We start from the raw sequence: 10,066 nt of genomic DNA, 5'->3' as shown, positions 1-10,066 counted from the left end.
GCCCTGTCCCTGGGTGGCGCCGGGCAGCGAGGCGATGCGGCCGCTGACGATGAGGTCACGCCCCTCCCAGGCCTCGGGCAACGCTTCGTCGAGCCGCCACTGCGATCGCAGCGCGCCCTGCGAGAAGGCCAGCAGCATCGCCAGCACGATCAGGGCGGCGAGGCTGCGGCGCGCGGCCGCGGCGGCCAGAGCGAGCGCCAGCATCAGCAGCGCCCACTCGCCCGCCGCCGGCAGCCGCTCGCAGGCCTGCAGCAGGGCCAGCCCCGCGAGCCAGCCCAGGGCCGGCAGAACCCATCGCCAGGCCATCAGGTTGGTCTCCCTTGTCGGTGTAGGATGCGCGCCGATTCATCCTAGAGATTCGGCCGGTCCAAACCAGCCCCCACCCCCATGAGCACCACCGTCTACGACCGCCTGAAGGCCCTCGCCATCGAACTGCCGCCGCTGGCCGTGCCCGCCGCGGCCTACGTGCCCTTCGTCAGGACCGGCAACCTGATCTTCGTCTCGGGCCACATCGCCAAGAAGGACGGCAAGTCCTGGGTCGGCCAGCTGGGCAAGGACGTGGACACCGCCACCGGCAAGCTGGCCGCCCGCGCCATCGCCATCGACCTGATGGGCACGCTGCACGCCGCCACCGGCGACCTGGGCAAGATCAAGCGCATCGTCAAGCTGATGAGCCTGGTCAACAGCACCGGCGACTACACCGAGCAGCACCTCGTCACCAACGGCGCCTCGGAGCTGTTCGGCGAAGTCTTCGGCGCGGAAGTCGGCGCCCATGCACGCAGCGCCTTCGGCGTTGCCCAGATCCCCACGGGCGCCTGCGTGGAGATCGAGTGCATCGTCGAAGTGCAAGACTGATGTTCCTCCCCGTCAGCAAGGTGCCGGCGCAGACGCTGGCAGCCATCGCCATCGCCAGCTTCGCCGCCGTCGGCTTCGCGCTGATCGCCCAGCACGGCTTCGACGTCAAGCCCTGCCCCTGGTGCGTGATGCAGCGGGGCATCTTCCTGCTGATCGGTGCGGTCTCCGCCCTGGCCTGGGCCTTCGCGCTGAGCAATCCGCAGCGCAAGGCGATGCTGGGCGTGGTGCTCGCGCTGGCGGTCTGCGGCGTGGCCGCGGCCGTGTTCCAGCACCAGGTGGCCGCCAATCTGGAAAGCTGCGCGATGACGCTGGCCGACCGCATCAACACCGCCCTGGGCCTCGAGGATCGCTGGCCCTATGTGTTCATGGTCACGGCGTCCTGCGCCGAAGCGGCCGCCTACCGGCTGCTGGGCCTCAGCTACGACATCTGGAGCGGCCTGCTGTTCCTGCTGATCGCGGCTGCGGGTTTAAGGGCCATCGTCCGGCGCTAGATCGAAATCTAGGGCTTCGGATTCCGCCAGGCCCTCTCGAAAGGGAGGCGCCAGGCGTGCGGCGCGATCAGCTGGTGGACCGACTTCGGCCCCCAGGAGTCGATCGGGTACAGCCGCACCGGCGGCGGCGTGTCGAGCAGCGGCTGGGAGATTTCCCACAGCCGCTCGATGCCCTCGGCAGTGGTGAACAGCGTGCGGTCGCCGCGCATCGCGTCGAGGATCAACCGCTCGTAGGCCTCCAGCACGTCGCCGATCAGGCCGGTGTCGTTCATCGCGAACTGCAGGCTCAGCTTGTCCAGCCGCATGCCCGGGCCGGGCCGCTTGCCGTAGAAGCTCAGCGACATCTTGGACGCATCGGCCAGGTCGAAGGTCAGGTGGTTGGGCCCCTGCGCGCCCACGCCCGAGCTCGGCGGAAACATGCTCTTGGGCGGCTCGCGGAAGGCGATCGAGATGATGCGCTGCCCCTCCGCCATCCGCTTGCCGGTACGCAGGAAGAAGGGCACGCCGGCCCAGCGCCAGTTGTCGATGAAGCACTTCAGCGCGATGAAGGTCTCGGTCTCCGATTCCGGGTCGACGCCCTCCTCCGCCCGGTAGCCCGCGTACTGCCCGCGCACCACGTCGTGCGGCTGGATGTGCAGCATGCTGCGGAAGACCTTGTTCTTCTCCTCGCTGATCGGCGCGGGCTCCAGCGCCGTGGGCGGCTCCATCGCGACGAAGGCCAGGATCTGGAACAGGTGGGTCACCACCATGTCGCGGTAGGCGCCGGTCTGCTCGTAGAAACCGGCCCGCTTGCCCAGGCCCAGCATCTCGGGCACGTCGATCTGCACGTGGTCGATGAAGTTGCGGTTCCAGATCGGCTCGAACAGGCCGTTGGCGAAGCGGAAGGCGAGGATGTTCTGCGCCGGCTCCTTGCCGAGGAAGTGGTCGATGCGAAAGATCTGCTCCTCGGCGAACACCTCGTGCAGCTTCGCGTTCAGCGAGACGGCGCTGGCCAGGTCGGTGCCGAAGGGCTTCTCCATCACGATGCGCGAGCGCTCCACCAGCCCGGCCTCGCCCAGCATCCGCACCGCCGGCAGCGCCGCGCTGGGCGGCACGCTGAGGTAGTGCAGGCGCCGGCTCTCGCCGCCGAAGGAGGCCTCGGCCCGGTCCACCGCCTCGCGCAGCGCCTGCGGCCCGGCGGACAGCGAGACGTAGTCCAGCATCGCCGAGAAGCGCTCCCAGTCGGCCGGCGTGGCCTTGCGGCTGCCGAACTCGTCCAGGGCGCTTTTCGCCAACTGGCGGAAGGCGTCGGTGTCCATCTCGTCGAGTGACACGCCGACGATGCGACACGCCGGAATGAAGCCCGCGCAGGCCAGGTGGAACAGGCCCGGCAGCAGCTTGCGCCGGGCGAGGTCGCCGGTCGCGCCGAACAGCACGACGACCTGCGGGAAGCGCGGGCCCACGCCCTGGGGAACTTTGGCCATCGAGGCGGTCTCCTTGGTCGATGGCCGATTCTCTTGCAAGAAGCGCGCCTCCATCACCCGGCCTGCAGCGGCAACGCCACAGGCGGACGCGGGACCGGCCGGCGCTCCACGAAGGTGTTGGCCACCCGCTTGGAGCGCAGCAGATAGGCCGTCCAGACGGCGGCGCTGAGCAGCGCGCGCACCAGCAGGGCGCTGTGCTGCGGCAGCAGCTTCTGGGCGACCGGCACGGCCCACATCGCGCCCAGGTCGATCGCATTCACGAGGCAGCTCAGCCACAGGAAGCCGATCATCAGGCGCGGGAAGCTGCTGCGCCGGGTGAAGAACAGGATCAGCAGCAGGATCGCGCCGATGCTTGCGACGATCACATTGCCCAACTCGAGCAGCAGCGTCGGAGCCCACATCGGGTGGTACTCGGCGCCGCCAGGCATGGTCAGCGCCGTCCAGCGCGCCAGGCCATAGACGTCCAGATCCCTGAAGCCCTCCCAGGGCGTGCGCACCGCGGCCACGATCAGGCCGAAGCCCGGCAGCACCAGCCAGCCCCCGAGGCCGCGCGGCCCGTCCGCCGCCGGCTCCGGCGCCGGATCCCAGCGGTACAGGCGCCACGCCGCCTGCAGGCAGGCCGCGAAGCCGCCCAGCGCCAGCAGCAGGACCAGCCAGTTCATGCCGCCCTCGGCGCCGGGCGCGGGCTCGTAGACGGTGTAGCCCAGCGACTCGCGCACCTGCTTGATCCTGGCGTTGTACTCGGGCACGCGGCTGGCCTCGACCTCGTCGGCCAGCGTGCGGTAGGACTCCACCATCACCACCTGGCGCCGGCTCGGCCAGCTCACCTGGCTGGTGTAGCGGAAGCCCGGGCCGTCGACGTTCAGGATGTCTGGCTTCGCGGCCGGCCAGTCCCGCGGCAGCAGCAGCTCGCTGCGCAGTTCGATGTCCACCGGATGATCCAGCCGCAGCGGCGACTGGCGCTGCGCCTGGCCGGCGGTCTTCAGGAACTCGCGCAGCTCCTCCGAGTAGACCGACACCTCGCGGCGCTGCTTGTCCTTGGGCTTGCGGAACGGCTCGGGCAGGCGGTAGTGCTCGACGGTGGCGAGCTCGTTGCGCGCCGTGTCGTCGTGCACCTCCAGCGGCGCCGTGACGCTGCTGCCCGGGTAGTTCTGCTGGTAGAAGTTCAGGTAGGTCTTCTGGAACTGCTCCAGGCTGTCGCCGGCCAGCTGGGCGCGCATGCGGTCCGCGGCCTGGCCGGTATAGACGGAACGCACGGTCAGCGTGCCCGGCTTGTCCATGCCGGCGGACGCATCCATGGCCACGCTCAGCCGCCGCTGGCCGCTCGGCAGCCGCAGCATCTGCTGCAGCCCGGTGGCCTGCGGGTCGAGCACCAGCGCCTGGCCGAAATCCGCCTGGTCGATCTGCGCCAGCGGGCCCTGCTGGGCGGCGCGGGTCGGGTCCAGCCACCACTCCTTGCCGGCCAGCCGAACCTTGACGATCACATGGTCGAACTGCATCGGCGAGGGCAAGGCCTCGGCCAGTTGCCGCCGGGTGCGGGTGTTGACCAGCGCCGGCCAGGCCTTGATGTCCATCGCGCGCAGCAGCGTGGTCAGCAGCAGGGCCTTGTCCTTGCAGTCGCCGAAGCGGCGCTTGAACACCAGGTCCGGCGGCCGCGGCGCATAGGAGCCCGCGCCCACCTCGAAGCCGAGATAGCGCACCTTGCCCTGCACCAGGCGCAGCGCCGCGGCGACCCGTTCCTCGTCGCTGGCGGCCGCGGCCTTCAGCGCCTGCAACTCGGCGGCCAGCTCGCTCCCGGGCGCCGCCGGCGCGGCGTACAGCTTCAGGCCCCAGTCGATCACCTGGCGCCAGTCGGCGCTGTTGCTCCACTGCGCGTAGGGGTAGGGATCGAACCACTCCGGCGCATCGTTCTCGACCTTCAGCGGCGCCTGGTGCAGCCGCTCCCAGACGTACTCGACGCCCTCGCCCGGCAGCTGCTGCTGGAAGGGTTCGTCCGCGCCGTTGAAGCGCTTGATGCGGGGCGGCTCGGGCCGGGCCCACAGCAGCCGGCAGCGCAGGCGCTCGACCTGCACCGAGAACTGCTGGTCGCAGCGCCCGAAGGTCTGGCCGGCCAGCGCCGGGTTGCTGCCTTCCACGCTGTAGTCGTACTCGACCACGTCGCCCACACGGATGTCTTCCAGCACCAGGTGGGCGGTCTGGCGGCCGTCCAGCACGCGGGCCTCCAGGTCGCGCTCGCGCTGCAGCAGTTGCACCGCCCCGGGCTTCAGCTTGTCGATCACCAGGCCGCCGCGGCGCACGTTCACGTGATGCAGGCTCAGGCGCTGGTAGCTGGGGTCGAAATCGATGCTGATCTGCGAGGCTTCGGCCAGGCCGGCCTCCTTGGCGACGCGCATCGCGAAGTGGCGGTAGCCGGCCACCGAATCGGGGGCCACGCGCACCTGGCGGTCGAACAGCAGGTACTGGGCCGGCGCCTCGTCCGAAGCGCTGGCCGCGGGCACGGGCAGCGGCTGCACCCAGCGCGGCAGCGGGCCGGTCAGGTTGCCGGAGCCGGCGGCGGCCGGCAGGCACGGCGCTGCCAGCGCCGCGATCATCGTCATCATCGCCACGTGCCGTTTCGGCATCTGTTCTCCCTGGAATTGGGCAGCGATTCTCGACGAGCGCCGCGCCCGCTCGACTAGGGAGCGACCCGGGTCAGTCCCCCCGCACGACGCCCTCGCGCCGCGGATCGGCGGCGCCGAACCAGCCGTCCTTGCTGCGCTGGATGCCCTGCAAGCCGCTGGTCAGCTCCATCTCCACGACCTGGTGGCCCAGCGCGCGCAGGCCGGCCAGCGTCTGCGGCGTGAAGCCGCCCGCCTCCAGCACCGTGGCGGCGGTGTTGAAGCTGCCGTAGTTGGGCAGGTCCACCGCGCGCTGCAGGTCCAGGCCCCAGTCCAGCGCGCCGATCAGGGTCTTGGCGACGAAGTGGATGATGGCCGGCCCGCCGGGCGCCCCGACGGTCAGCAGAAGCTGGCCGTTACGGGCATCGAACACCAGCGTCGGGCTCATGCTGGAGCGGGGGCGCTTGCCGGGTTCCACGCGGTTGGCGATCGGCTTGCCGTCGGCGTCGGCGGGCGCCAGAGAGAAGTCGGTCATCGTGTTGTTGAGCAGGAAGCCGCCGGGCAGGCCGGTGCCGCCGTCGCTCATGATGCGGTCGCCGAATGCGGATTCGATGCTGGTGGTCATCGCCAGCGCCCGGCCCTGGGCGTCGACGATGCTGATGTGGCTGGTGCCGTGCTCGGGCTGCTCGGCTTGCGCCGCGAAGGCCAGCGCTGCGTCGCCGGGGCGGCCAGCCGTGGCGGTGCCCATGCTGCGCGGGCCGATCAGCGCGGCGCGCTGCTTCAGGTAGGCCGGCGCCAGCAGGCTCTGCCAGTCGCCGGCCGGCGCAGGGACGAAATCGGGGTCGGCGATGTACTGCGCCCGGTCGGCGAAGGCCAGCCGCGCGGCCTCGCTGTACAGGTGCAGCCAGGGCACGCCCGGCTTGCCGGCAATCAGCGGCCGCTCGGGCTCGCCGCGCGCCTCGATCAGCTTGAGGATCTGCATCATCGTCAGCTGGCCCGACGACGGCGGCGGGAAGCCGCAGACGCGGTAGCGGGTGAGCCAGACGGCGCACAGCGGCTCGCGCTGCACCGGCTTGTAGGCCGCCAGGTCGGCGGCCGCCATGGGGCCAGGTCTTGCGTGGCCCTGGATGCGGCGCGCGATGTCGGCGGCCACCGGGCCCTCGTAGAAGGCCTGCGGGCCGCGCTCGGCGATGCCGCGCAGCACTGCCGCGAGCGCCGGATTCTTCAGCCGGTAGCCGACCGGCCGGGGCTCGCCCGCCGCGTCGTAGAACAGCGGGCCGGCCTGCGGGTCGCGGCGCAGCACCTGCTCCTCGGCCAGCAGCTGGTGCAGCCGCGGGCTGACGGCGAAGCCCTGCTCGGCCAGTTCGATGGCCGGCTCGAACAGCCGCTTCCAGGGCAGCACGCCCTGCTGACGATGCGCGGCCGCAAGCATCGCGACCACGCCGGGCACGCCCGCCGACAAGCCGCCGGGTATCGCCTGGCGCATGCCCAACGGTTTGCCGGCGTCGTCCAGGAACATGCGCGGCGAGGCCGCGGCCGGCGCGCTCTCGCGGCCGTCCCAGGCGCTCACCTGCTGCTTGCCGTCGAACATCAGCAGGAAAGCGCCGCCGCCGATGCCGCTGGACTGCGGCTCGACCAGGTTGAGCACCATCTGCACCGCCACGGCCGCGTCGATCGCGCTGCCGCCGGCCTTGAGCATGCGGTAGCCGGCCTCGGCGGCCAGCGGGTTGGCCGCGGCCTCGGCGAAGCGGCGGGTGGACCAGCCGGGCTTGGCCTGCAGGCCGGTGGCGGCCTCGGGTTGGGCGGGGACTTGGGCAGCGCCAGGGAGCGCGATCAGCAGAGAGAGGAGTGCAGGCAGGACACGGCGCATCCAGCCGATCATAGTCAGCCGAAGTAGCCGAGGTCGCGCTGGGTGAAGTTGGACAGGTGGGGCAGCATGTCGTTCAGATCGCTGTCGCCCACGCCGAGCCAACGCCCCATCGTGGCCGCCATCTGCTCCACCGAGCTGGTCGGGATGAAGCTGCCGCGGCCGGCATCGTCCGCCCCCTTGGGCACGCCGGTGGGCAGGTGGCCCCAGTAACGTCCACCCTGGACGGCGCCGCCCATCACCAGGTGGTGGGCGCCCCAGCCATGGTCGGAGCCGTCGCCGTTGCAGACCAGGCTGCGGCCGAACTCCGAGGCGGTGAAGCTGGTCACCTGCTCGGACACGCCCAGTTCCACCGTCGCATCGTGGAAGCTGGCCAGTGCGTCCGACAGCAATGTCAGCAGCCGCGGATGGTTGGCGAGGAAACCCGAATGCAGGTCGAAGCCGCCCAGTTGCACGAAGAACACCTGCCGGCTCACGCCCAGCGCGCTGCGTGCGGCGATCAGCCGGGCCACCATCTTCAGCTGCAGGGCCAGCGAGTTGTTCGCGTCGAAGGCGGTATTCAACGCCGGCAGCGCGGCGAGCGCCGAGCTCAGCGTGGCCTGCGAGCTGATCTGCCGCGTGGCCACGTCGGTGAGCTGCTGCTCCATCCAGTGGCTGCGGTCGGTGGCGGTGAGCAACGTGCGCAGCGCGGCGCCGCAGTCGGCCGAGCCGAAGACCTTGGACAGGCCGCCGATCGCCAGCGCGCCATTGGGCGAGACCATGTACTGCAGCGCCTGCTGGCCGGACAGGAACACCGCATTGCCCGAGACGTTGATGCAGGTGAACACCGCATTGCCGTTGCCGGACAGGAAGCGGTCGCCGAGGCGCCCGCCCCAGCCGACCGTCGTGCCCTCGGCGCCCAGCGACTGCCACAGGCTCTGCTGGTCGTTGTGCGAGAACAGCTGCGGCGGCAGCGGCACGCTCTTCTTCTGGTACTGGGCCAGCGTGGTCGGCGCCAGCAGCGTGCCGACGTTCATCTGCACGCCCAGCCGCCCGGCCTTGAACAGCGCCTGCAACTTCGTCATCTGCGGGGCGAAGCCCATCTGCCGGCCGGCGTCGGAGCCGGTCAGCTGGGCATTCGGCGGCAGCGCCAGCAGCTGGGCCTGCGGCAAGGCCAGCGCGGGCCGGGCCGCGGCATAGGCCTGGTAGCCGCTGGTGTCGACGGGCACGACCATATTGGCGTAGTCGTTGCCACCGGCGAGGTAGACGCAGACCAGGGCCTTGTAGTCGCCCGTCGACGTGGCCGCGGCGGCCTCACCGAGTGCGGCCAGGTTCATCGCTAGCGGCGTGGCGGCAGCGCCGAGGCCGAGCGCGCCGACGCGGCGCAGGAACTCGCGGCGATGCAGTTGGTCAAGTGGAGTGATGGGCATGACGCTCACTTCTGGATCAGGTATTCGGGGCTGGCCATCACCAGGAAGATCGCGGCCTGCACGCGGTTCAGGCGGCCGGCGTCGCTGGCTGCGCTGATCTTGCCGACGGCGCTGGAGATGGTGTTCAGGGTCGCGTCGCCCAGGCCGCCCGCGGCCATCAGCAGCGCCACCTGGCGCACCAGGGCGGCGGCGTCGGAAGCCAGGGCCAGCTGCGCGCTGTAGTCGGGCGTCACGTCGCCGGTCAGGGCGATCTGGGCCTGCATGAAGTTCAGGTACGAGGCCAGCGTGACCTCGTTGCAGAGCTGGAACTCGGGCGCGGTCAGCTTCTGCACGGCCATCGTCGAGTTCGGCGGGACATAGCCCGGGCGGAAGAAGTTGAACACCGAGGGGCTGCGCAGCGGGCTCTGGCCCAGCTTGGTCGAGGGGTTGGAGGTCTCGATCAGGTTCCAGGCGCCGCTGGTGGAGTGCAGGCCGAAGCTGCGGCCCCACTGGATGTAGCGCAGCACCGGCTCGCGCAGCTTGCCGGCGCCCGGGCCGGTATCGAGGATGCGCGCCTCGGCATCCAGCAGCACCGCGCGGACCACCGCCTTCATGTCGCCCCGCTGGCCACTCCCGTTGTCATTGAAGGCCTGGGCGACCCGCTTCACGTAGGCCGGGCTCGGGTTGGACGTGACCAGGCGCTGGATCAGCTGCCGGCCGATGAAGGGGCCGACGTTGGCGTGATTGGCCAGCGTGTCCAGCGCCAGCCTCATCGCCCCGGCGCCGTCCAGCGAGGCCGGGACGCTGACGTCCAGCACCTTCTTGTCCCCGCTGCTGAAGTTGGCCGCCACGTTGACCATCGGCCGGGCGACGCAGGCGGGATCGGTGCTGCTCTGGCCGTCGTAGGTCCAGCCGGTGAAGACGGCGGCGAGGTTGCCGACGTCATCCTGCTGGTAGGTCGGGATCGGTGTGCCCGAGGCGTCGACCTTGGCGCTGCCGTCCACGTTCAGCTGCACCAGGCCGATCGTCATCAGCTGCATCACCTCGCGGGCGAAGTTCTCGTCGGGCTGGCTGCTGCTCGTGGCCTTCCTGCTGCCCAGCATGTCCAGGTAGACGCCCATCGCCGGCGACAGGGCCACGCCTTCCAGCAGATCGCGGAAGGACCCGAAGGCGCGGGCCGACAGCATGTCCACATAGGCCGCGACGGACATGCCGCGGAACACGCCGTCCACGCCGGTCATCGAGACGACGAAGATCTCGCTGAGCGCCAGCACGACGCGCTGGCGCAGCTGATCGGGTGCGGTGAACCACTGGCGCCAGAGGCTCGCGTCCACGCCATTGAAGTTGCCGCTGTTGGCAGCCACGGCGAAGCCCTGGGCCGTCATCCAGTCCCAGTGCGTGGTGC

General features: G+C 70.7%; 7 protein-coding genes and 1 pseudogene. 2 read left to right on the top strand and 6 right to left on the bottom strand.

What is annotated here, in order from left to right; genetic code table 11:
- Positions 1–306 (bottom strand): annotated as a pseudogene (locus tag B0W88_RS26190) (DUF4131 domain-containing protein); the annotation flags it as partial.
- An 81-nt stretch (positions 307–387) separates the two neighbouring features.
- On the opposite strand from B0W88_RS26190, the gene B0W88_RS26185 reads away from it, so the two are divergent.
- Together B0W88_RS26185 and B0W88_RS26180 are read left to right on the top strand one after the other, a co-directional pair.
- The gene (locus B0W88_RS26185; RefSeq protein ID WP_077037532.1) at positions 388–855 is read left to right on the top strand and encodes a RidA family protein; all 468 of its coding nucleotides are present in this window, start codon (positions 388–390) and stop codon (positions 853–855) included.
- Complete coding sequence (locus B0W88_RS26180; RefSeq protein WP_077037531.1) at positions 855–1,346, top strand: disulfide bond formation protein B; 492 nt, start codon at positions 855–857, stop codon at positions 1,344–1,346. The genes B0W88_RS26185 and B0W88_RS26180 overlap by 1 nt, the downstream gene beginning before the upstream one ends.
- 8 nt (positions 1,347–1,354) lie before the next feature.
- Here the strand turns inward: B0W88_RS26180 and zwf are convergent, their stop codons facing one another.
- The 5 genes from zwf to B0W88_RS26155 all read right to left on the bottom strand — a co-directional run.
- Positions 1,355–2,809 (bottom strand): glucose-6-phosphate dehydrogenase, encoded by a 1,455-nt coding sequence (zwf, locus tag B0W88_RS26175; RefSeq protein WP_077037534.1) that lies wholly within the window; start codon positions 2,807–2,809, stop codon positions 1,355–1,357.
- Positions 2,810–2,862: 53 nt separating this feature from the next.
- Entirely contained in the window at positions 2,863–5,430 is a 2,568-nt protein-coding gene (locus B0W88_RS26170; RefSeq protein WP_083749081.1) for a DUF3857 domain-containing protein, read from the bottom strand.
- A 70-nt stretch (positions 5,431–5,500) separates the two neighbouring features.
- Entirely contained in the window at positions 5,501–7,276 is a 1,776-nt protein-coding gene (gene ggt / locus B0W88_RS26165) for a gamma-glutamyltransferase (protein WP_077037533.1), read from the bottom strand.
- 14 nt (positions 7,277–7,290) lie between these two features.
- Positions 7,291–8,682: a DUF1501 domain-containing protein gene (locus B0W88_RS26160; protein WP_077037529.1), complete on the bottom strand. Its 1,392-nt coding sequence runs from the start codon at positions 8,680–8,682 to the stop codon at positions 7,291–7,293.
- A 5-nt stretch (positions 8,683–8,687) separates the two neighbouring features.
- Positions 8,688–10,066: DUF1800 family protein (locus B0W88_RS26155; protein WP_077037528.1), on the bottom strand; the 1,379-nt coding region annotated here is incomplete at its 5' end.

This window comes from Pelomonas sp. KK5 (assembly GCF_001984095.1).
Classification (GTDB): domain Bacteria; phylum Pseudomonadota; class Gammaproteobacteria; order Burkholderiales; family Burkholderiaceae_C; genus KK5.
Note: the sequence above shows the minus strand (reverse complement) of the source record. Positions and strands in the feature narration are given on the sequence as shown.

Excerpts from the sequence above, each read along its gene's own strand:
- B0W88_RS26185 (WP_077037532.1), top strand. The coding sequence starts at position 388 with ATGAGCACCACCGTCTACGACCGCCTGAAGGCCCTCGCCATCGAACTG.
- B0W88_RS26180 (WP_077037531.1), top strand. The coding sequence starts at position 855 with ATGTTCCTCCCCGTCAGCAAGGTGCCGGCGCAGACGCTGGCAGCCATC.
- zwf (WP_077037534.1), bottom strand. The coding sequence starts at position 2,809 with ATGGCCAAAGTTCCCCAGGGCGTGGGCCCGCGCTTCCCGCAGGTCGTC.
- B0W88_RS26170 (WP_083749081.1), bottom strand. The coding sequence starts at position 5,430 with ATGCCGAAACGGCACGTGGCGATGATGACGATGATCGCGGCGCTGGCA.
- ggt (WP_077037533.1), bottom strand. The coding sequence starts at position 7,276 with ATGCGCCGTGTCCTGCCTGCACTCCTCTCTCTGCTGATCGCGCTCCCT.
- B0W88_RS26160 (WP_077037529.1), bottom strand. The coding sequence starts at position 8,682 with ATGCCCATCACTCCACTTGACCAACTGCATCGCCGCGAGTTCCTGCGC.